Source organism: Kitasatospora sp. NPDC048239, from assembly GCF_043202015.1.
GTDB lineage: Bacteria > Actinomycetota > Actinomycetes > Streptomycetales > Streptomycetaceae > Kitasatospora.
Genome location: NZ_JBICZP010000034.1, coordinates 1 through 23,940 on the forward strand (window position 1 = coordinate 1; position 23,940 = coordinate 23,940).

General features: G+C 72.5%; 24 protein-coding genes. 11 read left to right on the plus strand and 13 right to left on the minus strand.

Features of this window, described 5'->3' with window-relative positions:
- The first annotated feature begins 344 nt into the window (after positions 1-344).
- A complete protein-coding gene (locus tag ACGFZP_RS38995) occupies positions 345-1,667 on the plus strand; it encodes a DUF2254 domain-containing protein (protein ID WP_392942091.1) in 1,323 nt (440 codons plus the stop codon).
- A gap of 8 nt (positions 1,668-1,675) precedes the next feature.
- Here ACGFZP_RS38995 and ACGFZP_RS39000 read toward each other — a convergent pair whose 3' ends face one another.
- Entirely contained in the window at positions 1,676-2,653 is a 978-nt protein-coding gene (locus tag ACGFZP_RS39000) for a serine/threonine dehydratase (protein ID WP_392942094.1), read from the minus strand.
- Between the two features lie 71 nt (positions 2,654-2,724).
- Between ACGFZP_RS39000 and ACGFZP_RS39005 the strand changes: the two genes are divergently transcribed.
- The gene (locus tag ACGFZP_RS39005) at positions 2,725-2,976 is read left to right on the plus strand and encodes a hypothetical protein (RefSeq protein ID WP_392942096.1); all 252 of its coding nucleotides are present in this window, start codon (positions 2,725-2,727) and stop codon (positions 2,974-2,976) included.
- 144 nt (positions 2,977-3,120) lie between these two features.
- Here ACGFZP_RS39005 and ACGFZP_RS39010 read toward each other — a convergent pair whose 3' ends face one another.
- Together ACGFZP_RS39010 and ACGFZP_RS39015 are read right to left on the minus strand one after the other, a co-directional pair.
- Positions 3,121-3,435, minus strand: a complete 315-nt coding sequence (locus tag ACGFZP_RS39010) for a hypothetical protein (protein ID WP_392942098.1) — start codon at positions 3,433-3,435, stop codon at positions 3,121-3,123.
- A complete protein-coding gene (locus ACGFZP_RS39015) occupies positions 3,432-3,728 on the minus strand; it encodes an SAV_915 family protein (protein WP_392942101.1) in 297 nt (98 codons plus the stop codon). Before ACGFZP_RS39015 ends, ACGFZP_RS39010 begins: the two co-directional genes overlap by 4 nt.
- A 237-nt stretch (positions 3,729-3,965) precedes the next feature.
- Here ACGFZP_RS39015 and ACGFZP_RS39020 point away from each other — a divergent pair, with 237 nt between their 5' ends.
- The 3 genes from ACGFZP_RS39020 (at position 3,966) to ACGFZP_RS39030 (ending at position 7,156) form a co-directional block, all read left to right on the plus strand.
- Positions 3,966-4,400 carry a helix-turn-helix domain-containing protein gene (locus ACGFZP_RS39020; RefSeq protein WP_392942104.1) on the plus strand — a complete coding sequence of 145 codons (435 nt, stop codon included), beginning with the start codon at positions 3,966-3,968 and terminating at the stop codon, positions 4,398-4,400.
- Positions 4,393-4,761 (plus strand): DUF4180 domain-containing protein, encoded by a 369-nt coding sequence (locus ACGFZP_RS39025; RefSeq protein WP_392942106.1) that lies wholly within the window; start codon positions 4,393-4,395, stop codon positions 4,759-4,761. The genes ACGFZP_RS39020 and ACGFZP_RS39025 overlap by 8 nt, the downstream gene beginning before the upstream one ends.
- A 175-nt stretch (positions 4,762-4,936) precedes the next feature.
- Positions 4,937-7,156: an NADP-dependent isocitrate dehydrogenase gene (locus tag ACGFZP_RS39030; RefSeq protein ID WP_392942108.1), complete on the plus strand. Its 2,220-nt coding sequence runs from the start codon at positions 4,937-4,939 to the stop codon at positions 7,154-7,156.
- A 190-nt stretch (positions 7,157-7,346) separates the two neighbouring features.
- On the opposite strand, the gene ACGFZP_RS39035 is transcribed toward ACGFZP_RS39030, so the two are convergent.
- Both ACGFZP_RS39035 and ACGFZP_RS39040 read right to left on the minus strand, forming a co-directional pair.
- The gene (locus tag ACGFZP_RS39035) at positions 7,347-8,345 is read right to left on the minus strand and encodes a YdcF family protein (protein ID WP_392942111.1); all 999 of its coding nucleotides are present in this window, start codon (positions 8,343-8,345) and stop codon (positions 7,347-7,349) included.
- A gap of 186 nt (positions 8,346-8,531) precedes the next feature.
- On the minus strand, positions 8,532-10,067 hold the full coding sequence (locus ACGFZP_RS39040; RefSeq protein WP_392942114.1) for an MFS transporter: 1,536 nt from the start codon (positions 10,065-10,067) through the stop codon (positions 8,532-8,534).
- Between the two features lie 141 nt (positions 10,068-10,208).
- Here ACGFZP_RS39040 and ACGFZP_RS39045 point away from each other — a divergent pair, with 141 nt between their 5' ends.
- The 3 genes from ACGFZP_RS39045 (at position 10,209) to ACGFZP_RS39055 (ending at position 13,843) form a co-directional block, all read left to right on the plus strand.
- Complete coding sequence (locus ACGFZP_RS39045; RefSeq protein ID WP_392942117.1) at positions 10,209-10,916, plus strand: TetR/AcrR family transcriptional regulator; 708 nt, start codon at positions 10,209-10,211, stop codon at positions 10,914-10,916.
- Positions 10,917-11,223: 307 nt separating this feature from the next.
- The gene (locus ACGFZP_RS39050; protein ID WP_392942120.1) at positions 11,224-12,219 is read left to right on the plus strand and encodes a hypothetical protein; all 996 of its coding nucleotides are present in this window, start codon (positions 11,224-11,226) and stop codon (positions 12,217-12,219) included.
- Positions 12,220-12,292: 73 nt separating this feature from the next.
- Complete coding sequence (locus tag ACGFZP_RS39055) at positions 12,293-13,843, plus strand: cutinase family protein (protein WP_392942123.1); 1,551 nt, start codon at positions 12,293-12,295, stop codon at positions 13,841-13,843.
- A gap of 197 nt (positions 13,844-14,040) precedes the next feature.
- Here ACGFZP_RS39055 and ACGFZP_RS39060 read toward each other — a convergent pair whose 3' ends face one another.
- On the minus strand, positions 14,041-15,015 hold the full coding sequence (locus tag ACGFZP_RS39060; protein ID WP_392942166.1) for a cytochrome c oxidase assembly protein: 975 nt from the start codon (positions 15,013-15,015) through the stop codon (positions 14,041-14,043).
- Positions 15,016-15,120: 105 nt separating this feature from the next.
- Positions 15,121-16,128, minus strand: a complete 1,008-nt coding sequence (locus ACGFZP_RS39065) for a ScbA/BarX family gamma-butyrolactone biosynthesis protein (protein ID WP_392942126.1) — start codon at positions 16,126-16,128, stop codon at positions 15,121-15,123.
- 135 nt (positions 16,129-16,263) lie between these two features.
- On the opposite strand from ACGFZP_RS39065, the gene ACGFZP_RS39070 reads away from it, so the two are divergent.
- The gene (locus ACGFZP_RS39070) at positions 16,264-16,890 is read left to right on the plus strand and encodes a ScbR family autoregulator-binding transcription factor (protein WP_392942128.1); all 627 of its coding nucleotides are present in this window, start codon (positions 16,264-16,266) and stop codon (positions 16,888-16,890) included.
- A complete protein-coding gene (locus ACGFZP_RS39075) occupies positions 16,887-17,825 on the plus strand; it encodes an NAD-dependent epimerase/dehydratase family protein (RefSeq protein WP_392942130.1) in 939 nt (312 codons plus the stop codon). Before ACGFZP_RS39070 ends, ACGFZP_RS39075 begins: the two co-directional genes overlap by 4 nt.
- Before the next feature lie 73 nt (positions 17,826-17,898).
- Here the strand turns inward: ACGFZP_RS39075 and ACGFZP_RS39080 are convergent, their stop codons facing one another.
- Together ACGFZP_RS39080 and ACGFZP_RS39085 are read right to left on the minus strand one after the other, a co-directional pair.
- Entirely contained in the window at positions 17,899-19,137 is a 1,239-nt protein-coding gene (locus tag ACGFZP_RS39080) for a GNAT family N-acetyltransferase (RefSeq protein WP_392942132.1), read from the minus strand.
- Positions 19,138-19,256: 119 nt separating this feature from the next.
- On the minus strand, positions 19,257-19,697 hold the full coding sequence (locus ACGFZP_RS39085; protein WP_392942134.1) for a VOC family protein: 441 nt from the start codon (positions 19,695-19,697) through the stop codon (positions 19,257-19,259).
- 604 nt (positions 19,698-20,301) lie between these two features.
- Between ACGFZP_RS39085 and ACGFZP_RS39090 the strand changes: the two genes are divergently transcribed.
- On the plus strand, positions 20,302-21,573 hold the full coding sequence (locus tag ACGFZP_RS39090; RefSeq protein WP_392942137.1) for a hypothetical protein: 1,272 nt from the start codon (positions 20,302-20,304) through the stop codon (positions 21,571-21,573).
- A 67-nt stretch (positions 21,574-21,640) separates the two neighbouring features.
- Here the strand turns inward: ACGFZP_RS39090 and ACGFZP_RS39095 are convergent, their stop codons facing one another.
- The 4 genes from ACGFZP_RS39095 to ACGFZP_RS39110 form a co-directional block, all read right to left on the minus strand.
- Positions 21,641-22,084 carry a hypothetical protein gene (locus ACGFZP_RS39095; RefSeq protein WP_392942140.1) on the minus strand — a complete coding sequence of 148 codons (444 nt, stop codon included), beginning with the start codon at positions 22,082-22,084 and terminating at the stop codon, positions 21,641-21,643.
- 362 nt (positions 22,085-22,446) lie between these two features.
- The gene (locus ACGFZP_RS39100; RefSeq protein ID WP_392942143.1) at positions 22,447-22,947 is read right to left on the minus strand and encodes an RNA polymerase sigma factor; all 501 of its coding nucleotides are present in this window, start codon (positions 22,945-22,947) and stop codon (positions 22,447-22,449) included.
- 116 nt (positions 22,948-23,063) lie between these two features.
- Positions 23,064-23,492 (minus strand): hypothetical protein, encoded by a 429-nt coding sequence (locus tag ACGFZP_RS39105; RefSeq protein WP_392942145.1) that lies wholly within the window; start codon positions 23,490-23,492, stop codon positions 23,064-23,066.
- A 21-nt stretch (positions 23,493-23,513) separates the two neighbouring features.
- The gene (locus tag ACGFZP_RS39110) at positions 23,514-23,873 is read right to left on the minus strand and encodes a DoxX family protein (RefSeq protein WP_392942148.1); all 360 of its coding nucleotides are present in this window, start codon (positions 23,871-23,873) and stop codon (positions 23,514-23,516) included.
- Between the last annotated feature and the right edge of the window lie 67 nt (positions 23,874-23,940).

Below are 23,940 nucleotides of genomic sequence, written 5' to 3' on the forward strand. Positions count from 1 at the left end.
TGCAGCTGGTGGTCTGGGCGCTGTATCTGGTGCCGACGCTGGTGGTGTTCCTCGGGCTCTTCGGCGGCGGCCGCTCCACCACCCCCGCCAAGCCCACCGCACCGACCGAGGCGGCCTCGCAGGGCTAGGGCAAGGTCGATCGGATGCGTTGCGGGGTGGATCACATGAAGATCGGGGAGCTCTCCCGGCTGAGCGGGCCTGAGCGGGCCTGAGCGGGCCCGGCCGCCGGCGCACCCGCCGGCCGGGCCCGGGCGGCCGGCCGGCGGTCGGGCGTCGCAATGCCGGGCGCCCGACGCCGCGCGCTGATCCGACGCGAACCGTCGGCCACGGCCTAGCCTGGGGCGATGACCGACCGCAAGTCCGCGCCGCCCCGAGCGGTCCGCTACCGTCCGCTCTCCCCGCTGCGCGAGCACCTGCGGGAGTCGTTCTGGTTCGCGCCACTGCTCACCTGTATCGGGGCGATGCTGCTGGCCGGGTTCACCGCCTGGCTGGACGAGGCCAGTGTCGCCGCGAGCGTCGCCGAGACCGGTTCGGCGGACGAGCTGATGCGGTTCACCGGCGCGGCCAAGAGCGTGGTGTCGACCGTCACTTCGGCGATGCTGACCTTCATCGGTGTGGTCTTCTCGATCTCTCTGGTGGCCGTGCAGATGGCCGCCAGCCAGTTCTCGCCGCGGGTGCTGAGGCTCTATGTGCGCAGCCGGCTGACCAAGGCGACCTTCTCGGTCTGCCTGGCCACCTTCCTGTTCGGGCTGCTCGTCCAGCTCAGCTACGACGACTCCACCGACCCGGCGAAGGTCACCTCCGTCCCGGTCTTCTCCGGTCTGGTCGCGGTGCTGCTGGTGCTGCTCAGCCTTGCGCTGTTCGTGCTGTACGTGCAGGCCACCCTGCGGCTGCTGCGCGTGCCGCACGTGATCGACCGGGTCGCCAACGAGTCGGTGGCCGTCATCGTCCAGTACCGCGCGATGCCGCCCGAGCCGCAGCAGCCGGTGGTGCCCGAAGGGGCGCTCACGCTGTTGCACGAGGGCCGCTCGGGCGTCCTGCGGGACGTCAACATCCGTCGGCTGGTGCGGATCGCCCGCAAGCACGACGCGGTGCTGTACCTCGTCCCCCGGATCGGCGACTTCATCACGCCCGGCACCCCGATCGTCCGGGTGGCGGGCGCGGCCCGGCCGCCGCGGCCGCGCCGGATCGCCTGGGCGCTCAACGTCGGTGTCGACCGCACCATGCACCAGGACCTCAGCTTCGGATTCCGGCAGCTGGTCGACATCGCGATCCGGGCGCTCTCGCCCGCCGTCAACGACCCGACCACGGCCGTCCAGGCGATCGACCGGATCCACCAACTGCTCGGCATGCTCGTCCACGAGAGCTTCGGAGACCTCCGGTTCCGGGACCGGGCGGGCACGGTCCGGCTGGTCGAGCCGGTGCCGGACTGGAGCAGCATGGTCGATCTGGCTTTCACCGAGATCCGGCTCTGCGGGGCCGGCCACCCCCAGGTGACCCGCCGACTGGCCGCCGCCCTGGACGACCTGCTGCGGATCACCCCGGACGGACGCCGCCCCGAACTCCTGGAGCAGCGCCGCCTGTTGGACCGCGCCGTGGCCGAGCAGCTGGCGGATCCGGAGGTCCGCTCCTTCGCGCTGGTGCCGGACCGTCAAGGGATCGGGTAGGGCGGAGGTTACGGCGCCGCCACCAGGTCGGACGGGTCGGTGTTGGCGCCGCAGAGCAGGACGGCGATGCGCTCCCCGTCCAGGGCGTCCGCCGCCTCTGCCGTCACCTCTGCCGTCACCTCTGCCGTCTCCGCCGCCTCGACCGCGGCGAGGGCGGTGGCGGCCGCGTGCTCGACGGCGATCCGGCGCTCGTCCCAAAGCCCTTGCCGGGCCCGGATGATGGCGTCGTCCGAGACCAACACCGAACGCACGCCTGGATCCTGGGCAGCGTGCACGGCAAGTGCCGTGGCCCGGCGGGCTCCCAGCGCGTCGGCCGCGACCGAGTCCACCGTGACGTCCACCGGCCGGCCCTCCGCCAGTGCCGCGTTGAGCGCCCGGCTGTGCACGGGCTCCACCGCGACCACCCGGACGCCGTGCTCCCGGGCCGCGGCGGCCACCCCCGCGAACAGTCCGCCGCCGCCGACCGACACCACCACCGTTTCCAGGCCGGGCAGTTGGGCGCGGATCTCCTCCAGCACGGTGCCCGCGCCGGCGGCGATCAGGGGATTGTCGTAGGCGTGCGAGGCCAGCGCGCCGCTCTGTGCCGCGAACTCCTCACACGCGGCCAGCGCCTCGGCGTACTGCGTACCGGCCAGCCGCACGTCGGTGCCGTAGGAGCGCAGTCGGGCCACCTTCACCGGCGGCGCCGTCTGCGGCAGGAACACCGTTGCCCGAACGCCGAGTTCGCGCGCCGCCCAGGCGCAGGCCAGCCCGGCGTTCCCGCCCGAGGCGATGGTCACGCCGGCCTCCGGGAGCGTGCCCGCCTCGGCGTGCGCCAGCAGGAAGTTCTGCGCCCCGCGCGCCTTGAAGCTCCCGGTGTGCTGCAGGAACTCCAGGGCCAGCCAGACCCGTCCGGTGTCGTCCCCGGGTGCCACCACGACGGGCCGCACCCGCCCGGCGATCCGCTCCCGGGCCGCCTTGACCTCGGCATACGTCAGCTGGTCCATGCTGCTGCTCTCCTCCGCTCGCGGCGGAGACCGGGCTCCACCATGTGACAGCACGACGGTACGTTGAGCCGATGGACGATGAGAAGATCACGATCACCCTGACCCCCGACGAGGCCCTGGTGCTCTCCGACTGGTTCCACCGCCTGCAGATGACCGAGCTGGGCCGGGTCGTCGACGACCCGGCCGTGTGGGTACCGGTCCAGCGGATCGCCGGGACGCTCGACGGGACGCTCACCGCAGTGTTCGCGCCCGACTACGTCGACCGGCTGGCGGCCGCCCGTGCCCGGCTCCGCGCGGAACTCGGCGACCCCCGCGAGATCTGACCGGCCGGGGTGGCCGTCATGCGTCCGGTGGTCCTGCCACCGCCCTGACCCGCGAGCCGGTCCGGGCACGCCCGTGGCCCCTCCCCGTCCGGCGGGAAGCGGGAACCCGGAAGGGGAAGGGGCGCGGGCGGTCGGCGGTACGGGTCAGGGGACGGGGTGGAGGGCGGGCCGGCCGCGGGTCAGGGCGCGCAGGACCAGGTCCACCTGGAGGTGGGCCGCGCCGGCCCGCAACAGGGCGGTGGAGATGGCGCGTAACTCGTCGGGGCCGGTGCAGGCGAGGCGGAGTTCGAGGTCGACGTCGCCGGCCAGGGCGAGGCCGCTCTGGACGGCGGGGAACTCGGCGGCGAGCCGGTCGAAGTCGAGCGGTACCGGACCGAAGCCGATCCGGACCACCGCGTGCAGGGGCCGCTCCTCGACGGGCTCGGCCGGCGGGCCGGGGAGCAGCCGCAGGCGGGTCACCGGCGCTGGAGCTGGGCGTGGGCGGTGGCCGGGCGGTCGACCGGGCCGGTGACGGGTGGTGCCACCAGTTTCGGGTCCAGGACCAGGGCGTCGACGCCCAGCGGTTCGGTGAGCGCGCGCAGGGCGGGCTCGCCGAGTTCGGTGTGGGCCTGGCCGGGCCCGAGGAGGGCGGCCAGCGCCCCGGCGGAGCTGAAGCCGACCGCACAGCGGCGGCCGTCGCGCAGGCGGAAGAGGCGGAGGACGGTGGTGCGTCCGGTGACGGTGACCGGGACGTGCCAGACGACGCGGGCCATGCGGGTGCTCCCGAGTGATGGAGGGGCCTGCCGGAACTACTCCCTTGACGCTAGGCCCGGCCCGCCCCGCCGGAGGCCGCCCTGACGCGGCGTTGACCGAATGACGCGGTGCGTTGACGGACTCCTGACGGTCCGCGGAGCCGCCCGGTCGGTCGGTTGTGACCATCCTTCCGTATCCTGCACATCTGACTGGTAGGTTGCGTGAGGATAGGGAAGCCCCGAAAGGAGTGACGGCCGGTGCCGCAGTACTACTCGGTGGAACAGGTGGCGGAACTGCTGGGCCTGCACGTGCGCACCGTGCGCGGCTACGTCCGGGACGGCCGGCTGAAGGCGACCAGGATCGGCAAGCAGTACCGGATCGCCCGCCAGGACCTGGAGGAGTTCACCGGCGCCCCCGCCGCACCGCCCGAGCCGGCCCCCGAACCGCGCCGGGCCGACGCGTCCACGATCGTCCAGATCGACGCCATCGGGACGCGGGAGGCCGCCCGGCTGGCCAACACCCTGATGGCGGCGATCGCCGGCCCCAGGGACGGCGGCGGCCTGCTGCGGGTCGAGACCGTCCACCACGAGGAGCGGTCCACGCTCAAGGTGATCATCCTGGGGGACCTCGCCGACACGGCCGAGCTGCTCGTCATCATCAACGCGCTGATCAGGGAGAACAGTCATGTCTGAGTACGACGCCACCGTCCTGCGGCTCACCCCCGACGGCCCGGTGATCCGCAGCGAGCGCGACGCGACCGACGTGATCGGGGACGCGTTCGGACAGGGCGCCACCTGGGTCGTCGTCCCGGCGGGCAGACTCGACGGCGACTTCTTCCGGCTGAGCACCCGGGTCGCCGGCGGGATCGTCCAGAAGTTCGTCACCTACCGGATCGGTCTCGCCGTCCTCGGTGACATCTCCGCGCACATCGCCGCCAGCGACGCCCTGCGCGACTTCGTGGTGGAGAGCAACCGCGGCACCCAGCTCTGGTTCCTCGCCGACGAGGAGGCGTTCGGCACCCGCCTCGCCGAGCGGCGCCAGATCACGTCGTAGGCCGCGATCCGGCGGTCTCCACTTGCCCCCCACCCACCCGGGGACCACCGTGGACCTGACCGCCGGGGCCGGCCCGAGTCGCCCGGCGCACGCCGGGGGCGGGGGGAGGTGGAGTAAAGGGGCGGTCACGAGATATCTTGACATCAAGACGTTGGAGACGTGAAGCGGAGTACCGATGACTGACTCGACCATCATCTATACGCACACCGACGAGGCGCCTGCCCTGGCAACGTACTCGTTCCTGCCCGTGGTGCAGGCCTACGCCTCGACGGCCGGTGTGCGCGTGGAGACGCGCGACATCTCCCTCGCCGGGCGGATCATCGCGAGCTTCCCGGAGCGTCTCGAGGAGGGCCAGCGGATCGAGGACGCCCTCGCCGAGCTGGGCGAGCTCGCCAAGACCCCGGGCGCCAACATCATCAAGCTGCCGAACATCTCGGCGTCCATCCCGCAGCTCAAGGCGGCCATCGCCGAGCTGCAGGCGCAGGGCTACGCGCTGCCGGACTACCCGGACGACCCGCAGAGCGACGAGGACAAGGACGTCCGCGCCCGCTACGACAAGGTCAAGGGCAGCGCCGTCAACCCGGTGCTGCGCGAGGGCAACTCCGACCGCCGCGCCCCCGCCTCGGTCAAGAACTACGCCAAGACCCACCCGCACCGCATGGGCGCCTGGTCGGCCGACTCCAAGACCAACGTCGCCACCATGGGCGTGAACGACTTCCGTTCCACCGAGAAGTCCACGGTGATCGCCGAGCCCGGTTCGCTGCGCATCGAGCTGGTGGCCGCCGACGGCTCCACCACCGTGCTCCGCGAGTCGGTACCGGTCCTCGCCGGTGAGGTCGTCGACGCCTCCGTGCTGCGCGTCGCCGCGCTGCGCGAGTTCCTCACCGCCCAGGTGGCCCGTGCCAAGGCCGAGGACGTGCTGTTCTCGGTGCACCTCAAGGCCACCATGATGAAGGTCTCCGACCCGATCATCTTCGGCCACGTGGTCCGCGCCTTCTTCCCGAAGACCTTCGCCCAGTACGGTGAGGCGCTCGCCGCCGCCGGCCTGCGCCCGAACGACGGCCTCGGCGGCATCCTGGGCGGCCTGGACGCGCTGGCGAACGGCGCCGAGATCAAGGCCTCCTTCGACGCCGAGCTGGCCGAGGGCCCGGCCCTGGCCATGGTCGACTCCGACAAGGGCATCACCAACCTGCACGTGCCGAGCGACGTCATCGTCGACGCCTCGATGCCGGCCATGATCCGCACCTCCGGCCACATGTGGGGTCCGGACGGCAAGGAGGCCGACACCCTGGCCGTGCTGCCGGACAGCAGCTACTCCGGCGTGTACCAGGCCGTCCTCGACGACTGCCGCGCCCACGGCGCCCTCGACCCGGCCACCATCGGCTCGGTGCCGAACGTCGGCCTGATGGCCCAGGCGGCCGAGGAGTACGGCAGCCACGACAAGACCTTCGAGATCGGCACCGCCGGTACCGTCCGCCTGGTCGGCGCCGACGGCGAGGTCGTTCTGGAGCAGGCCGTCGAGGCCGGCGATATCTTCCGCGCCTGCCAGACCAAGGACCTGCCGATCCGCGACTGGGTGAAGCTGGCCGTCACCCGCGCCCGCGCCACCGGCGACCCGGCCGTGTTCTGGCTGGACGCGGAGCGTGCGCACGACGCCGTCCTGATCGAGAAGGTCAAGGCGTACCTGCCGGAGCACGACACCGAGGGCCTGCAGATCGAGATCAAGTCGCCGGTCGAGGCGACCCTGTTCTCGCTGGAGCGCATCCGCCGCGGCGAGAACACCATCTCCGTCACCGGCAACGTGCTGCGCGACTACCTGACCGACCTCTTCCCGATCCTGGAGCTGGGCACCAGCGCCAAGATGCTGTCGGTCGTCCCGCTGATGAACGGCGGCGGCCTGTTCGAGACCGGCGCCGGCGGCTCCGCCCCGAAGCACGTCCAGCAGCTGGTGAAGGAGAACTACCTGCGCTGGGACAGCCTGGGCGAGTTCTTCGCGCTGGCCGCCAGCTTCGAGCACCTGGCGCAGACCGCGGACAACGCCCGGGCCCAGGTCCTGGCCGACACGCTGGACCGCGCCACCGGCACCTTCCTCAACGAGGACAAGTCGCCGAGCCGCCGCCTCGGTGGCATCGACAACCGCGGCAGCCACTTCTACCTGGCCCTGTACTGGGCCCAGGAGCTGGCGCAGCAGACCGCCGACGCCGAGCTGGCGCAGGCGTTCACCGGTCTCGCCAAGACGCTGGCCGAGCAGGAGCAGGCCATCGTCGAGGAGCTGATCGCGGTCCAGGGCTCGCCGGTCGACATCGGCGGCTACTACCAGCCCGACGCCGCCAAGGCGGCGGCCGCGATGCGTCCGTCGAAGACCTTCAACGAGGCGCTGGCCAACCTCGGCTGACCGTAGCCGAAGCAGGTCGAAGCAGGGTTTGAAGCAGGGGTGAAGCAGTCGGCGCCGAGCCGGCCGCGAGCCCTACCGGGAGGCCCCCGGGTCCGCCATCCGCGACCCGGGGGCCTCCCTGCGTCCGTGCGGCCTGTGCGTCCGTGCGGCCTGTGCGTCCGTGCGGCCCCGCGTCTGTGCGGCCCCCGCGTCACCACTGGAGGCCCGCCACCGCCCCCGCGGCCGCGAGCAGCAGGAGGACGGCGGCGTTCGCCCGCGGGTAGAGCAGCGCCGTCGCGACCACCTCGCGCAGCACGGCGCTGGGCCAGTAGTACCCGGCCGTCGGCGCGCCCACGACCTGCCCGGGCACACCCGCGCGGCGGGTCGTGATGGCGGAGCGGAGCACATGGAAGCTGCTGGTCACCACGGTGCAGTGGTAGCCGGGGTGCTCCCGCTCCATCAGCTCCCGGCTGAAGGAGAGGTTCTCGGCGGTGTTGGTGGCCTTCTCCTCCAGCCGGATCCGCTCGCGCGGGCAGCCGTGGGCGACCAGGTGCTCCGCCATGGCCGAGGCCTCGGTGCAGCCCTCGTCCGGGCCCTTGCCGCCGGTCACCAGCAGCAGCGGCGCGTGCCCGGCGGCCTCCTCGGCCCGGTAGAGCGCCAGCGCCCGGTCCAGCCGGGCCGCCAGCAGCGGCGGCACCTCGGAGCCGTCCAGCCCGGCGCCCAGCACCACCACGTAGTCCGCGCCCGGCCGGACGGCGAGCCGCCGGTACAGCAGGGTGTACCCGAGGAAGCAGAGCAGCAGGAACGCGCCGTAACCGCCGACCAGCACGGCGGCGCCGGCCGCCGCCCGCAGCTCCCGGACACCGAGGTAGGTGGCCGAGAGCAGCAGCGCCAGCAGCGCGAGCAGCCCGGCGCCGGTGAGCAGCGCGAGCAGGCTGGCCGGCCGGGTGCCCTCCCGTCGGACCATGGTGACCCCGTTGGCCACCAGCAGGGCGGCCGCCACCAGCCCGCTCAGCCAGACCGCGCCCGCCACCGCGGCCGTGACGGCGTCGGCGGCCGGCGCCGAGAAGTGGCCGACCGCGCTCACCGTGCCGAGCACCGCGCAGACGGCGATCAGGCCGAGCAGGACCCCGTTGCCGAAACGTCTCGGCTCCTGGATCCGGGAGAGCAGCACCACGGCGAGCAGGGCGGCCATCAGAAGGGCTTGCATCCTCGGATCCTAGGGTTCTGGTTCGCCTGCGCCGGGAGCCGCCTCCGGGGCGCGGGGCGCGGGGCGGGCCGCTGCTGCGCCGGGTGCCGCCGCTGCGCCCCGGGCCGCCTTTACGCCGCGAGCCGCCGCCCGCCGGGTGGGACCGGGCGGGCGGCGGCTCGGGGGCGGGGGCTCCGGGGGGCGAGGTCACCCCTCCTCGTGCGGGCGGGCCTGGCGGGGGAGGAGGAAGGCGACCAGGAAGGTCAGGGCGAGCAGGCCGCCGGTGAGTCCGAGGGTCCAGCCCGCACCGTGCTCGAAGCCGTCGGAGGCGGCCCAGCCGAAGAAGGCCGTGCCGAGGACCGCGACCCCCAGCGAACCGCCCAGCTGCTGGACGGCGTTGAGGACGCCGGAGGCCGAGCCGGTCTCGCGGTCGTCCACCCCGGCCAGGGCGATGTCGAAGAACGGTGCCATGATCAGGCCGAGGCCGAGGCCGGTGACGACCAGCGCGGGGCTCAGCTCCCAGCTGGTGAGGCCGGCGGACCAGTGCGCCAGGCTGGCCCACATGCCGAGCGCGCCCAGCGCGGCGACCGCCATCCCGGCGTGCAGGACGCGCCGTCCGTACCGGGGGCCCAGCACGGCGCCGGACAGCACCGCGCCGGCGACGATGCCGAGTGAGAGCGGGATCATCGTGAGGCCGCCGTGCAGCGGACTCCAGTCGAGGCCGAGCTGCAGGTAGAGGGTGAAGGTCAGCATCAGGCCGGACACCGCGGCGAAGAACAGCAGCCCGGTGGCCAGGGCCGAGGTGAAGGCCCGCTTGCGCAGCAGCGTGGGCTCGATCAGCGGGGTGCCGCCGCGCCGCACCACCCGGCGCTGGTGGGCCGAGAAGAGCCAGAGCACCGGCAGGGCGCCGGCCATCGCGGCGTACGTCCAGAGCGGCCAGCCCAGCTCGCGGCCCTGGACCAGCGGGTAGACCAGCAGCAGGACGGCGCAGCTCAGCAGCAGGACGCCGAGCGGGTCGATCCGGCCGGCCGAGGCCGAGCGGGTGGTGTGGTCGGCGGGCAGCAGCCGGATGGCGGCGAGCACCGCGACCGCGCCGAGCGGCAGGTTGATCAGGAAGATCATGCGCCAGCCGGTGCCGAACCAGTCGGCGTCGGTGAGGTAGCCGCCGAGGATCGGGCCGATCACCGAGGAGAGGCCGAGCACCGGGCCGAACAGCCCGAACGCGGCGCCGGTCTCCTTCGGCGGGAACATCGTCTTGATCAGACCGAGCCCCTGGGGGAGCAGCAGCGCGCCGCACAGGCCCTGCGCGGTCCGGGCCGCGATCAGGGTGGCCGGGCCGGTGGAGGCGGCGCAGAGCACCGAGGCGAGGGTGAAGCCGGCCGCGCCGAGGACGAACAGGCGCTTGCGGCCGAAGAGGTCGCCGAGCCGTCCGCCGGTGATCAGCAGGACGGCGAAGGCGAGCGTGTACGCGGCGGAGATCCACTGGATCTGTGACCCGTTGCCGCCGAACTCGCGCTGGATGGCGGGGGAGGCGACGCCGACGATCGTGGTGTCGAGCAGCTCCATCACCTCGGCGAGCAGGATCACGGCGAGGCCGGCCCAGCGCAGCCGGTAGCCGGCCGACTCGGGCCCGCCCTCCGTGGCGGGGGACGGATTGGCGGGGGACGAAGCGGCGGGGGTGCGGTTGGCGGCGGGATCGGCGGGGGGATGGGTGGCGGGCGGAGGGGCGGTCTGACGGGTCATGGACGGGGCTCCGTAGTCGAGAGCTGAACGAACGATGTTCGCATAAACGAACACTGTTTTTTGCGACGAACAGTGTTCTCCCATGGAACGGTGTTCGTGTCAAGTAGTCTGGGACCCGTCGCCGACCACGAAGGAGCCCCGATGACCAGCGCCGCCCCGCGTCCGAGCTGGCCAGCGCACTGGCAGGAGAAGGGGAAGTCGGCGGCCCGGCGCCAGCCGCTGAGCCGGGAGCGGATCGTCGAGGCCGCGCTGCGGATCGTCGACGCCGAGGGCATGGACGCGCTGAGCATGCGGCGGGTCGGCCAGGAGCTCGGCACCGGCGCCGCGAGCCTCTACGCCCACATCGGGAGCAAGGAGGAGCTGGTCGAGCAGGTCCTCGACCTGGCCTACTCCGAGATCGAGCTGGAACAGCCCGACGCGGCGGACTGGCAGGAGCAGATCAAGCGACTGATGCGCCGCTCACGGGACGTCCTGCTCGGGCACCGGGACCTCGCCCGGGCCGCGGTGGTGGCCAATGTGCCCGTCACCCCGCACGCCATGGACGTCGCCGAGACCATGCTCGGCATCCTGCGCGCGGGCGGCCTCGACGATCAGACCGCCGCGTACGGCGTGGACCTGCTCGGGCTCTACACCACGGCGACCACGTTCGAGGTGTCGATGCGCGGCGGCGGGAACCCGCAGGAGTACACCGACCAGGTGCGGGACTACTTCGGGACGATCCCGGTCGACCGCTACCCGATGATCACCTCGATGGCCGCCGCGCTCACCCGCAACGTCGGGGACGAGCGCTTCGAGTTCGGCCTGGACATCCTGGTGAGCGGCCTGGCCCGGCAGCGGTCCAAGCCCTAGGCCGGACCGGCGCCGGGTCGCCCCGGGGACCGCCGTCCCCGGCGCGGCCGGGGGGTTCCAGACGGGGCCGGGGGCGGTTCCGGGCGCGGCCGGGGGCAGGCCCACGATACGGGTGACGGGGGCGCCGACGGCTGCCGGACCGTAGGCAGCCGGGCGGTGCCGAGCCCGCACCGGCAGGGGGACTTGCAGGGCCGCCGGCGGCGGCAGATGCTGAGAGCAGGCACCCGACTACCGGCGTCCGTCCCCCTTGTCCCCGCACGTACTCTCCCCGATCGCCGGTCGTCAGGTCGTACCGGCGACGAGGAAGGTGAGACTCATGCCGAGAGTCGCAGCTCTCACGGCAGCTCTGACCGGACTGAGCTTCTCGATCGTGCTTCTTACCGGACTCGAGGCGGCCGCGGCCAACGTCTCCTTACCATCGCCCGCCGCTCTCTCCGCGGCTGAGCCCGCCGCCGTGGGGAGCCGGTCCGAGGCCGCGGGCACCGGCGCCGACACAGACGAAGGGCTCGTGCCGATCCTGCTCGGGGTGCTCCGGGAGCCGAGCTCCGGGCATGCGGGCTGGGACGAGGTGACCGTCGCATTCGGGATCCGCAATGACGGGCCACCGTCCGATGCGCTCGAACACCTGGGAGGCGGCAGTGGGAGCCTCCAGGTCGCGGAGGGGACGGCCACCTACGACGCCGAGATCAACGATGTGGCAGGCCCGGCCCTCCCCACCGGGGTCGCGATCTGCGGAAACGTCCAGGATGACAACGGTCAGCTCACGATCGTCAGGCCGTCCGCAGTCGGCGAGATCCCGCACACCGTGAACCCGACCCGCCTGGACATTCCCGACCTCGTGTCGGTCGACCTCACCGTCCCCGCTGACCCGTCGGGTTGCGCGCCCACCCTTCAGCCCGACACCCCGCAAGCGCCGGCTCCGGTCCCGCTCACACCGGACAGCACGAGTGCGACGCTGGCCGTCACGGCGATCGAGCACTTCCCGCAGGTGCCCGAGACCGGCCGGACGCGGCTCACCGCTCAGGCGGACAACGCGGACCAGTTCGAGGACCTGCAGGTCACGGACCTCACCATCTGGCTGATCGACCAGGACGGTGTGGCCCGTTTCGCGTCCCGGGAGAACAGCGTCTGGGACGACGACAACTGCACCCTCGGCTACCAGGGAGATCTGAGCGTGCCACCGGTCGGCTCGACCGACGTCCATGCCTGCTACGCCTACCGGCCCGACCGGCAACCGGTCGCCGCAATCGTCGAATCCGACGGGGCGGCCCCGACGGTGGTCCTCCTGCCGGCGGCCCAGTGAGGACGGCACATCGGTGCGCCCGGGGTCGAGGCCGCCTCGACCGACCGCCTCACCGGAGAGCGGAGCGGATGACATGCTGGTACGGAAATCGGCGAACCTGTTGAAACGCCCGGCCCAGCGGACGGCCGGGGCCGGCCTCGCCGCTCTGGTCCTGGCCGTCGCCCTCGCCGCCCCGGGCTCGCCCGGCGCTGCGGCGCCCGCCCTGGTACCCGGGCCTGTCTCCTCCGGGTCGGTGCCCGGACCAGGGAGCGCGACGCCCACCACCGAGCCGCCCGGCCCGACGCTGCCCTGCACGCCGTGGGCCTTCATCGGCGTGCGCGGGGTCGTCGGACCGAACGACGACATCACGAACAAGTCGGGCGGTATGCCCGGCCCGTTCCTCGGCCTCCCGGGCCTCATGAACGACCAGGTCGTCCCGCAGCTGCAGGACGCGCTCGGCGGTGCGCAGAACCTTGCCGTCGGCTGGGTGGACTACGAACCCTCGACGTACGAACACGCCTTCCTGACAGAGGAGGTGGCGAAGGCACTGGCAAGCGCCGACACCGAGGCGAAGGCCCGCGCGGGGAGCACCCGCGACACGCTGAACCCCGAGGGGACCGCGCACCCCGAGCTACTGCCGAAGGACCTGCGGGAGACCGAGTCCCAGGGAGCAGGTGCGGCCGCCGAGCAGATCGCGAACCAGGCCACGGCCTGTCCGGACCAGCACCTCGTCCTCGCCGGCTACTCGGAGGGGGCATGGGTGCTGGGCGACGCCCTTCAGTACTCGGCGATCCCGGGAGGTGAGCCCGCGCTCCAGCCGTACTACGACAGGATCGACGAGGTCCTGCTCTACGGCGACCCCATGTTCGACAGCGACTCGCCCGCCGCGCACAGCCCCGACCAGCCGGGCGCCCGAAAGGCGCTCGGGATCGCCGCCCGGGCGCTCGGGGCGGCCCGCCATCCGTACCTTCCCGCCCAGCTGGAGAGCCGCGCCCAGTCCTCCTGCTACGGCGGGCCCGACACGGTGGACCCCATCTGCGCGACCCCGGGCGGGCGGGAGGGGCAGCGGGCGTCCGAGCCGAGCGAACCGGTCACCGACGAGGAGTGGGTCCGGGCCCTGGGCCCGGACACGTGCAGGCCTCGGGACTTCGCCGGGGAGCTGGCTGCACTGGCCAACTGCGGGCACCTCAAGTACCAGGCGGTTCAGTGGTCCGGCCACGTGCCGACCGGCGACGTCCGGCGCACCACCATGACGGTCGCCTCCGGGACGCCCGGCTGGCTGGACACCGGGGTGTCGGTGAGGAGGGGCCAGTCCGTGACGATCGCCCATGGTGCGGGGGGCTGGACGGTCGACACCCGGCTTCAGCCGGAGGTGGGCCTCACCGGGCCCCAGGGCTACTCCCGGGCCGATGACGCCAACATCCTCCCCGGCTGCAAGATCGTCGACAGCGCGCCGTACGGCGCGCTCCTGGCCGCCGTCGGCAGCGGCTCGACCGGTACCGGGCCGCCTTCCCCGGTGACCTGGGCCGGTGAGGGCGGCCAGGTGCAGGCCCAGGCCGACGGGCGGCTGCTCCTGCGCATCAACGATCAGGACCGCTGTCTCGGCGACAACTCCGGTCTCGTCGTGGTGACGGTCCAGAAGTAGTCGGCGGCCCGCTCGGGCGGCGGGCGTCCGGCGGGGCGGGGAGACAGTGGGGGCGGTTCGGCGGGGGTAGGAGCGGGGTCTAGGTGTGGGCTAGGGCCGTCTTCAAACCCGCAGACGCGGGTTTGAAGACGGCCCTAGGGCGTCGGGAACGACGAGACCCCCGCCGGGGCGGGGGTCTCGTGGTGTCGGCGGGCGGGTCAGCCGGCGTCGGCCGCCGGGGCCGGTCGCTGGTTGCGCTTGTCCAGCGAGGCCAGGTAGGCGTTGTACGCCGCCAGCTCGGCGTCGCCGTTGCGGTCCTCGGCGCGGTCCCGGCGTCGCGACACCCGCTGCTCGGAGCGCATCCACTGGTACACCAGCGCGATCAGCACGATCGCGGTCGGGATCTCACCGAACGCCCAGGTGATGCCGCCGGCCAGCTTCTGGTCCGCCAGCAGGTCCGTGCCGGGCGGTGCGCCCGCCTCGGTGAAGGTGGTCACCAGCTCGTGGGTGGCCATCATGACCGCCACACCGAAGAAGGCGTGGAACGGCATGCCCATGAACAGCTCGATGATCCGCATCACGTGGCTCGGCCGGTGCGGGCCCGGGTCCACGCCCATGATCGGCCAGAAGAACGCCAGCCCGGCGGCCAGGAAGTGCACCATCATGGCGATGTGCCCCAGCCGGTACTGCATCAGGAAGTCGAACAGCGGGGTGAAGTAGACCCCGTAGAGGCTCGCGATGAACAGCGGGATGGTGAACGCCGGGTGCGAGACCACCTTGACGTACCTGCTGTGCAGCAGCGCCACCAGCAGCTCGCGCGGCCCGCGCGGGCGGCCCTTGCCGGCCGGGCGCAGCGCGCGCAGCGCCAGCGTGATCGGCGCGCCGAGCAGCAGCAGGATGGGCGACAGCATGGACAGCACCATGTGCTGCATCATGTGCGCGCTGAACAGGACCATGCCGTAGTCGTTCAGCCCGGTGCAGGTGACCAGGATCACCGAGCCGATGCCCGCCGCCCAGCCGACCGTCCGGCCGATCGGCCAGCGGTCGCCGCGCCGGTGGAGCCGGACCACGCCGGCGCCGTACAGCGCCAACGCGGCCAGGCTGCCGATCAGGAACACCCAGTCGGGCGACCACGTCCAGACGCCGGAGAAGGAGAACGGGCCCAGCTGTGTCATCCCGCCGTGGTGGTGCATTCCTGACATTCCGTCGCCCATCGGCGGGTCCTGCTTTCCGTCCTCGCGGCCCCGGGGTGGGTCCGGTTCGCCCGTTTTGCTGTGCGTCCACAGCCTAGGCGGGCCTTACCCGGGCTCGTCCGCCGCCCCCGCCGTACCCGCGGTCGTGGCCAGCACCGGCCGGTCGGCGGTGCCGACCTCGGCGGTGAAGCAGAGCTGTCCGTACTGCTCGGCGGTCACCCGGACCAGGCCGTCCGGGAGCACCCGGGCCTCGATCCGGCAGGGCGCGTCCAGCTCCACGTACCGGTGGAACCCGGCCTCCATGGTGACGGGGAGTACCGGCCGGGGGTGCAGCACGGCCTGGGCGGCCTGCCGGGCGGCCTCCAGCAGCAGCATGCCGGGGGCGTGGTCCACCGGGTGGTCGAAGTACTTCCGGTGGGTGGTGTCGACCCGCAGCCACCAGCCGCCGGGGCGGGCGCCGTGGAATTCCCCCGGGAATTCGGATATCGATATACCGGCGGCCGTGGATTCCGTGAGGACGACGTCGGCCGGGTCGGGCCGGCCCGAATACCGGGCCGAAATGGGGGCGGCGGCGGGCGGGGCGGCGGCCATGGCGCCCGCGCTGTCCGCATTCGCACCACGCAGCCGGGAGTAGACCGCGGGAGCCTGGACGGTGAAACGGGAGTGCGCTCTGGCCACGGGTATTCCGTCGCGCAGTACGTCCACGTCCATGGTGAGGGCGGCGAGCTGCGATCTGCGGTGGACGATATCGGAGCAGACCACCCGCAGCTCCAGCATGACCGGGCCGTCGCGGCCGCTCAGCGCGTGCGGTGCCAGCTCGTAGTGGTAGCCCTCCCAGACCAGGTGATGGCCGAACGGCGTGCCGTACCCGACGTGGCAGAGCAAGGGGAAGAGTTGACGCACTGTCTCGGTGACCAGGAGCGGCTCGTACTCGCCGTCGGCGGCTCGGTAGAATGGCTGGTCGGCGGGCCACCGTGCGGCCACCGTGAAGGAGTCGGGCCCGGTGCGGCGCCAGTTCGTGAGAAAGACCTCTTCTGGATCCAGCTTGTGGACAAGTTCCTGCGTGATGGTGTAATCGCCGGTCGGGTCGGTGATTGTCCCGATTTTGGACATAAGGGTACGCTTTCCTTGAATCGGTGTCGGTGTGGCGGCAGACCTGATAGGGCAGACGGTGCAGCATCATATGCGCACCGTTTCGTCACGGAGCACGTCTGATTTCTTTATCGGTGGACATGGGGTGAGGTGACTGTGCAGGTCAGGCAGGAACGGGCGGTTCGTACCAGGGAGCTCATCCTGGAGGCGGCGGCCGCGGTCTTCGACGAGGCGGGCTATGCCGGCGCCTCCATCATGAAGATCGTGGAACGCGCCTCGACGACCCAGGGGGCGATGTACTTCCACTTCAAGTCCAAGCAGGACCTCGCCCGTGCGGTGATCATGCACCAGGCCGACGGCCTCCGGGACCTCCCGGAGGAGCCCAAGGGCCTCCAGCAGCTGATCGACCTCACCTACTACCTGGCCCACGAGCTGCAGCACAACGTGCTGCTCCGGGGCGGGGTGCGGCTGGCGGTCGAGCAGGACGAGTCCGGGCTGGCCGAGTACTCGATCTACGAGGAGTGGATCGAGCGCTTCCGCGGCGAGCTCGCCGCCGCGCGCGACCAGGGCGACCTGCTGCCCGAGGCGGACGAGCGCGGCTTCGCCACCGTCCTGGTGGCCAGCTTCACCGGCTCGCAGATCATGGCGCAGATCGCCACCGGCCGGGCCGACCTGCCGCAGCGGATCGCCGAGCTGTGGCGCTACCTGCTGCCCGGGCTGGCCCCGGCGGAGGTCCGCGCGGGCCTGTTCCTGGAGACCGACCGCCGCCCGGAGCGGGCGTGACGACCAGGGTCGCGCTGACCGGGTCGACCGGGTTCATCGGTTCGGCCGCCCTGCGGGCGCTGGCCGACCAGGGGGTGCGGGTGCGCGCGCTGGTCCGCACGCCGCCGCAGCAGCGTGACGGCGGGCCGGTCGAGTGGCTGGCCGGGGACCTCACGGACGCCGACTCGCCGGCCCGGCTGTGCGAGGGCGCGGACGTGCTGGTCCACCTCGCCTCCAGGGTCGGCGGCAGCGAGGAGGAGTGCGAGGCGGTCAACGACCGGGGGACGGAGTCGCTGATGGGCGCGGCGGTCCGGGCCGGGGTCGGCCGGATCGTGCACCTGTCCACGGCGGCCGTCTACGGCGCGGGGCCGCACCGGGGCATCGCCGTCGACGGGGTGCCCGCGGTACCCGTCTCCGCGGCCAGCCGGACCAGGCTGGCGGGGGAGCGCCACGCCCGGGAGGCGGGGGCCGTGGTGCTCCGACCCGGCCTGGTGACCGGTGCCGGTGACCGCTGGGTGGTGCCCGCCCTGGAGGAACTGGTCCGCCGGGTCCCGGTCCTCTGGGACGGCGGCGAGGGCCGGCTGTCCGTGGTGGACGTCGGGGACCTGGCCCGGCTGATCGCCGCCCTGGCCACGGCCCCGGAGGCCGTCGCGCCGGGCGTCCACCACGCGAGCCACCCCGAGCCGGTCCGCGTCGGGGACCTGCTGGCGGCCCTCGCCGGGTACGGCGTGCTGCCCGCACTGCCGGGGCCGGGCCTGCCCTGGGCCGAGTGCCTGCGCCTGCTCGACGAGCACCCCGGGCGGATCTCCGAGCGGCAGTTCGCGCTGGTGGGCCAGGACCACTGGTACTGCAGCGAGGAGATCTGGCGGCTCGCGCAGTGCCCGCCGGGCCCCGGCCCGCTGGCCCGGCTGGCCGACGCGGCCGACTGGTACCGCGGTCGGTCGGCGCAGGGCTGAGCCCCTCGCCGGGGGTGCCCCGACCCGCCCACGCTGCCGGACGCGGCGGGTCGGCGGGTCGGCGCGTGCGGGGTCAGAACCAGTGCAGGCAGTGCGGGGGCTGCTCGGAGCGGAACAGGGCGTCGGCGAGGGCGGCCGCGCCCGGGCGGTGGGCCCGGATGTGCCCGGCGCGCACGAGCGTGCTCGGGGCGGTGCCGCCGAGGTAGACCGAGCCCAGGTCGCTCACGTCCAGGGACAGGTCGGGCTCGCGCCCGGTCGGGACGCACTCGGCCCTGCCGTCCCGGACGGTCAGCAGGTACCGGCCGTGCTCGCCGAGGAACGGGTCGTCGACGTCGAGGACGAGCTCGCCGTCCAGGGACCAGCCGCGCGCCGTGAGCGCGCGCGGGATGTCGAGCAGCCGCACCCAGAGCCAGTCGGTGTCGTTGCCCACCTGGCCGGCGCGGAAGTCCGCAAGCTGCCAGCGCAGCGGGTGATCGGTCGGGAGGTGCTTGAACACGACCTGCGAGACCAGGTCGTGTCCGAGCACGAACCGGGCCAGGGCCGTGGTGGCGGTGTCGTTGGTGGCGATGATCTCGTCGACCGTCAGGGTGTGGTCGGGATCGCCGATCGAGTAGCTGGCGTACCCGTCCGGGACGCCGTCGGCGTCGCGGTGGACGATGATGTGGCGCGGCGCCGGAGAGATCGGGGGCTGCCCCGCGCGCAAGGCCCACCAGCGGTGCGGCCGGGACACCGCGCCGGTCTGGGCGCGGCGGTACCGGTCGTAGACCTCCTCCAGGATCGTGCCGCGGTCGGCACGCCGAAGCAGCTCGACCGAGCCGGTGTCCGCGTCGGACGCGGGGGCGTCGGCCGCCGCGCGGGCCCGGGGGAGGGCGAGGTCGGCCTGGCGGCGAGGCACCGTCAGCCGCGCCGTGTAGGTCGCCGGCCCGTAGCCGAACCTGCGGTAGATCACGGCCTCGGAGGCCAGCAGTACGGAGAGGAACTCCCCGCGGGCCCGCAGATCGGCGAGCTGGTGCCGCATCATCGCGCTGAGCACGCCCTGGCGCCGGTGCGAGGGCAGCACACCGACGGCGGTGACCCCGGAGGTCGGGGCCAGGGCCCCACCGGGCAGGGTGAGCTCGAAGGGGTAGGCGCCGGCGGTGCCGACGGGCCGTCCGTCCGCCGACACGGCGAGCAGGCTGCGGTCCATCTCGAGCGCCGACCACCAGAGCCCGCCGCCGCCCTCGGCCGGGGTCTCCGGGAACCACCCGAACGCGGTGTGGAGCGTCTCGACGAACACGTCGAGGTCCTGGTCGGTCGTGGGACGGATCTCCACTGCTGCACTGCCTCCCTGAAAACCGGCACCACCACGCGTGGCACCCGCCGCAGTGCAGCGTTCCCGCTGCCGCGGCGCCGGGTCAAACGAATTACGCGCGGAGCGCGTCCTGGGGGTCGTCAGCGCAGTTGCTCGGCCAGGCCGACGATGATGCCCTCCGGGCCGCGGACGTAGCAGAGCAGATAGCTGTCCTCGAACCGGGCGATCTCGCCGACGAGTTCGGCGCCGTGCGGGCGCAGCCGGGCGACGGTGTCCTCGACGTCGTCGACGGCGAACATGACGCGGTGCGTGCCCGTGATGTTGTGCGGCCGGTTGCGCGGCCCGGCACTGATCGCCGCGGGGCTGCGGTACTTCGCCAGCTCCAGCCGGCTGTGGCCGTCCGGGGTGCGGACCATCGCGATGTCACAGTGGACACCGTCGAGCCCGGTGCACTGGTCGGCGAAGCGGCCCTGGACCTCCCCCCGGCCCTCCAGCTCCATGCCGAGCTCCACGAAGAACGCGATGGCGGCGTCCATGTCCTCGACGACGATGCCGACGTTGTCCATCCGCTGAATCGCCATGCGGGCTCTCCTTCTTCCTCGTGCGGCTTCCTCGTACGGCCGGTGGTGGCCGCCGATGCCCCTGGGCCGGAGCCGGCGCTGCGTTCCCGACATCCGCACGCTATCGACATCCGCAGACAGTCGCGCTCCGATGGATCCGGACCGCGCCCCGGCGCCACTGCAGCAGACCCGCGCTCCCGGCGCCACCACCGAGGGTGAGTGCGGCCGGGCTGTGCCCCGCAGGACCTTTTGCAGACGGCCGCGCGGCCCTGCCCCTGTGCCGATCGCCGCGTGCGCGGGCTGCCGTGATCCAGCGCGATGGCAGTTCTGTTTCCGGTATACCCCCCCCGGGCGGAATTCGATCTTCAGTTTCCAGGAAGTGAGTTGACGGGCGGTAGATTCCGGCCCGCCACGAACCTGTTCGACAAACCCGCGTGCGCGACGCCGTGGCCTCGTGCGTCGCCGCTGTCGGAGCCGGTCCTGGAGCCAACTGCCGTGCAGTGGAAGGGAAGTTGAGCAAGGTGTGGTGGCCGGAAGGTGTCTCTTGAGAGTCTGTCGGCAGTCGATATAGCGTCAGCGCCCAACGGGGGCGGACACGGGTGCCCTCGGACATCGAGGGGGACTGATGTTCAAGAGGACTGCAATAGGGGTGGCCGCCGCGATACTTGCGGCGGGTGCCGTCGTCTCCACGGAGCCGGCACAGGCGGCGGCCCCGCCCGGCCCCGCGGCAGGCGGGTCGGCACGGCCGACATCGATCCAGGGCATCGCGGCGCTGCCGGGCGCCGAGCAGGCCAAGCTCCTGATGCCGCTCCGCGATCTCGCCGGCGGACTCGACGGGATCGGCCGATCCGGCAGGGCCGACATCTACTCGGGGGTCGCCCTGGACCCGGTGAACGGCACGGTCAAGCTCTATGTCACCAACGTGGGCCAGGCCAGGAAGCTGATCGACGCCGCGAAGGCCGCGCAGCCGCAGATCGACACGAGTCTCGTGCGCATCCAGCCGCAGTCGAAGTACACGCGGGCTGAACTCCATGCGGCGCGCGACCGGGTGGAGGCAAGCCTGTCCGCCCTGCCGGTCACCGTGGACAGTGCTTCGGTTCCGGTGGACGGATCGGGTCTGGTCCTCGGCATCGAGGCCAAGCCCGCACAGGCGCAGGCTGTGCGCGCGGACGGTTCTGCCGACGCCGCCGCCGGCGCGGCCCTGGCCGCTGCAGCCGCCGTGGAGATCCGGACCACGGCCGGTCACCACCTCGAGACAAGCAGCCGGTGGGCGGACAGTGCGCCGTACTACGCCGGCGGCTACCTGTTCGGAGTCGGCGGCTGTACGGCCGGCATCCCGGTGAAGGACGGAAGCGGCCACAACTACCTGATCACCGCGTCGCACTGCGGCCGCAACGGGGTCGTCTACCGGAACGGCAACGGCTCCGTCATCGGTGGCGCCGTCAGGACCGCCACACAGTGGGACGCCGTGCTGATCGACGCGCCCAGCGCCGCCTGGGAGTTCGACGGACCGCAGGACACCTTCCGCAAGTTCCAGCTCGTCGGGACCCGGTACTCCTACGAGGGTGACCTGGTCTGCCAGGACGGCTACGTCGACGGCGTGATCTGCGGCATCGAGGTGGACGACGAGGACGTCAAGAACTTCACGGTGCAGGACGGGAACTACGGCGAATTCACCGCTCGCGGTGTCATAGGACACCAGGTCAACGGTGGGTGCGCCAACAACCACGGTGACAGCGGCGGCCTGGTGTTCGGCCTGAACGACGCGAGCACGCGCCACGTGCGCGGCATCGTGAGCGCCCTGGTGGACGGCATGGGCTGCAACGGCATCTTCTGGACCGAGGCTCCGGACATCTACAGCACCTTCGGCGTCCACCTCACGGACCGGCTCTACTGATCGGTCGCCTCCGATCCGCCGGTGGCGGGCCGCGTCGCACGGGACGGCGCGGCCCGCCGTTCGCGGTCTACGGGCTCTGCAGGGGCGCCGGGACGACCAGCAGCGGATCCGCCGGGTCCTGAACGGTCAGCCCGCTCCCGGAGTACGTCCGGGGTGCCGAGAGTACGACCACGAGACTGTACTGGTCGGGGTTCGCCCACACCGCGTCCCAGCGGGCGTCGAGGCAGAGCGACGGGCCGTGGACATCGAAAGTCCACGGCTTGTCCGGGGACACCTGTGTCGGTTGGCTGAGCCCGCCGGCCCCTCCCCGTCCGGTACCCGACGGTGACGGGTCCGGTGTCGGCCCGAAGCGGTCGACGATGACGCCGTCCTTGAGGAGCAGGGCCTGGGGTGCGGTCGGTGTCGGGGCGAGCGTCCCGCGGGCTTTTCCTTCGAGGTCGATGGTGACGGGCCGTGCGGCCTGGAGCGCTGCGGACACCGCCGGCGGCGCGGTGGCGGAGACCTTTGTCACCTTGTCGACCCGCAGCCGTAGGCCCGCATCGGTCGCTTCGGCGATTGGGGGACTGAGCCGCTGACCGCACTGCAGGGCGTGCGGTGTCACTCCGGCATGCGGGGTTGCTCTGGTGGGGGGCTCGGATCCGCTCGCCGGGCCGATCGGCGCCACCCCGGACGGGAGCCCGAGCACGGCGGCCGCTGTCACCGAGGCGGCCGAGGCCAGCACCAGGCCGGCCACGGTTCCGACGACGGCCCTCCTGCGCCGACGGCGGCTGATCGCCGTCGCGAGAGCCGCAGGTGTGACCCGCAGCGGTCCCGCGTTGGCCGCGGCCGACTCAAGGTACGCCCGAACCCTCTCATCCTGAGACGACATCTGATTCAGCTCCCTGATTCCGGTTGGTGTTCCAACAGGGCGACGAGGTGGCTCCTGGCGTCGCTCAAGTGCCGCTTCACGGTGCCCGCCGAGCAGTTGAGCACCTCGGCGATCGCGGCCACCGGCATGTCGTCGTAGTAGTGCAGAACGACGCAGGCGCGCTGGCGTGGCGCGAGCGTTCGAACAGCGGCGTGGACGGTGTCCTGGACGACGATGCCCTCCGCGACGTCCGGCTCTCCGTGCCGGTCGAGCATGACGGGCGCGAACCGGCGCCAGACGCCGGCCTTGCGGAACCCGTCGATCGAGCCGGTCACGATCGCCCGTTTGACGTAGCGTTCGATGTTGTCGATGTCGGCGACGGGCCGTCTGGCCAGGACCTTGACGATGGCGTCCTGAACGAGGTCGTCCGCGTGGGCGTCGTCGCGACAGAGCAGGTAGGCGAAGCGTTTGAGCTCGCCCCCCTTGGCCGCGACGAGGTCGGCGACTGCCTGTGATCGCTGACTCATCCACCCTCCCTCCGTATCGACCTATGGACGTTCGACATCGTGGTTCGGTTGAGTCGGCGCGGTACCCGGTTCTCGATTCCCTCGGTTCGACACCGCGGCTCGGCAAGGTGACGCGATCACGGACCGTGGAGCAGTCCACCGGCGAGGCGGGCACCGGCCCGGGTGGTTGGACCCCGGGCCGGTAGGGGGGAGTGGCCGGTGCCGGCGTAGGCGCCGTGGTTGGGGGTGGCGGTGTTGGCGGTGTTGCCCCACAGGTCCTTGCCGAAGTCACCGATGACAGGGGTCCCGCTGCGCAGGGCGGGCGACCCGGTGAGGAGGCGGTAGCCGGAGAGGCTGCCGAGGCCGTAGCCGGGGGTGGCGGGCGGGCCGACGAACCCGGCGTCGGCGGTGGAGGCCTGCGGGTCGGACGGCGGGGCGCCGAAGCCTAGGTAGGTGTTGTCCTGGTAGAGCAGGTTGGCCGGAAGGGTCGAGCCGGAGGCGGGCGTGGCGAGGGAGCCGAGGTCGGTGCGCAGGCCGACGGTGGCGAAGTACACCGGCGCGTCCACCGGTCGAGGGGCCGTGCCCGGTCACAGCCCGGTGGCCAGCCAGCTGGTCAGGGCCGCGGTGGCGAGGAGCCCGGTGTTGAGTGCGATCCGGCGGTCTTCGCCGGTCAGGTGGACGGCGATCGCGCCGGTCTGCAGGAGTACCAGGCCGATGGCCGCGGCCGGTGCCAGCGAGGGGGCGATACCGGTCAGCGGCGGCAGGATCAGGCCGGTCGCGCCGAGGATTTCGACCGCCCCCAGCGCCCTGAGGGCAGGCAGGGGTATGCGGTCGACCCAGGCCATCATCGGTCGGAGTTGGTCGCGGCTGCGGATCACCTTCAGCGTGCCCGCGTAGAAGTAGAAGAGCGCGAGTGGTCCCGCGGCGATCCAGTAGGCGATGTTCATGGTTCCCGTTCATGGGTCCCCGGTTCACGGGGACGCGTCGATTGCGTCGCTGGTCACAAGAGCCTTG

What these genes read in the sequence shown, in the direction of transcription:
- ACGFZP_RS39035 (WP_392942111.1), bottom strand. Translation starts at nt 8,345, where the DNA reads ATGCAAGCCCTTCTGATGGCCGCCCTGCTCGCCGTGGTGCTGCTCTCC.
- ACGFZP_RS39090 (WP_392942137.1), top strand. Translation starts at nt 20,302, where the DNA reads ATGTTCAAGAGGACTGCAATAGGGGTGGCCGCCGCGATACTTGCGGCG.
- ACGFZP_RS39100 (WP_392942143.1), bottom strand. Translation starts at nt 22,947, where the DNA reads ATGAGTCAGCGATCACAGGCAGTCGCCGACCTCGTCGCGGCCAAGGGG.
- ACGFZP_RS39055 (WP_392942123.1), top strand. Translation starts at nt 12,293, where the DNA reads ATGCTGGTACGGAAATCGGCGAACCTGTTGAAACGCCCGGCCCAGCGG.
- ACGFZP_RS39015 (WP_392942101.1), bottom strand. Translation starts at nt 3,728, where the DNA reads ATGGCCCGCGTCGTCTGGCACGTCCCGGTCACCGTCACCGGACGCACC.
- ACGFZP_RS39060 (WP_392942166.1), bottom strand. Translation starts at nt 15,015, where the DNA reads ATGCACCACCACGGCGGGATGACACAGCTGGGCCCGTTCTCCTTCTCC.
- ACGFZP_RS39040 (WP_392942114.1), bottom strand. Translation starts at nt 10,067, where the DNA reads ATGACCCGTCAGACCGCCCCTCCGCCCGCCACCCATCCCCCCGCCGAT.
- ACGFZP_RS39000 (WP_392942094.1), bottom strand. Translation starts at nt 2,653, where the DNA reads ATGGACCAGCTGACGTATGCCGAGGTCAAGGCGGCCCGGGAGCGGATC.
- ACGFZP_RS39030 (WP_392942108.1), top strand. Translation starts at nt 4,937, where the DNA reads ATGACTGACTCGACCATCATCTATACGCACACCGACGAGGCGCCTGCC.
- ACGFZP_RS39005 (WP_392942096.1), top strand. Translation starts at nt 2,725, where the DNA reads ATGGACGATGAGAAGATCACGATCACCCTGACCCCCGACGAGGCCCTG.
- ACGFZP_RS39025 (WP_392942106.1), top strand. Translation starts at nt 4,393, where the DNA reads ATGTCTGAGTACGACGCCACCGTCCTGCGGCTCACCCCCGACGGCCCG.
- ACGFZP_RS39045 (WP_392942117.1), top strand. Translation starts at nt 10,209, where the DNA reads ATGACCAGCGCCGCCCCGCGTCCGAGCTGGCCAGCGCACTGGCAGGAG.
- ACGFZP_RS39085 (WP_392942134.1), bottom strand. Translation starts at nt 19,697, where the DNA reads ATGGCGATTCAGCGGATGGACAACGTCGGCATCGTCGTCGAGGACATG.
- ACGFZP_RS39065 (WP_392942126.1), bottom strand. Translation starts at nt 16,128, where the DNA reads ATGTCCAAAATCGGGACAATCACCGACCCGACCGGCGATTACACCATC.
- ACGFZP_RS39110 (WP_392942148.1), bottom strand. Translation starts at nt 23,873, where the DNA reads ATGAACATCGCCTACTGGATCGCCGCGGGACCACTCGCGCTCTTCTAC.
- ACGFZP_RS38995 (WP_392942091.1), top strand. Translation starts at nt 345, where the DNA reads ATGACCGACCGCAAGTCCGCGCCGCCCCGAGCGGTCCGCTACCGTCCG.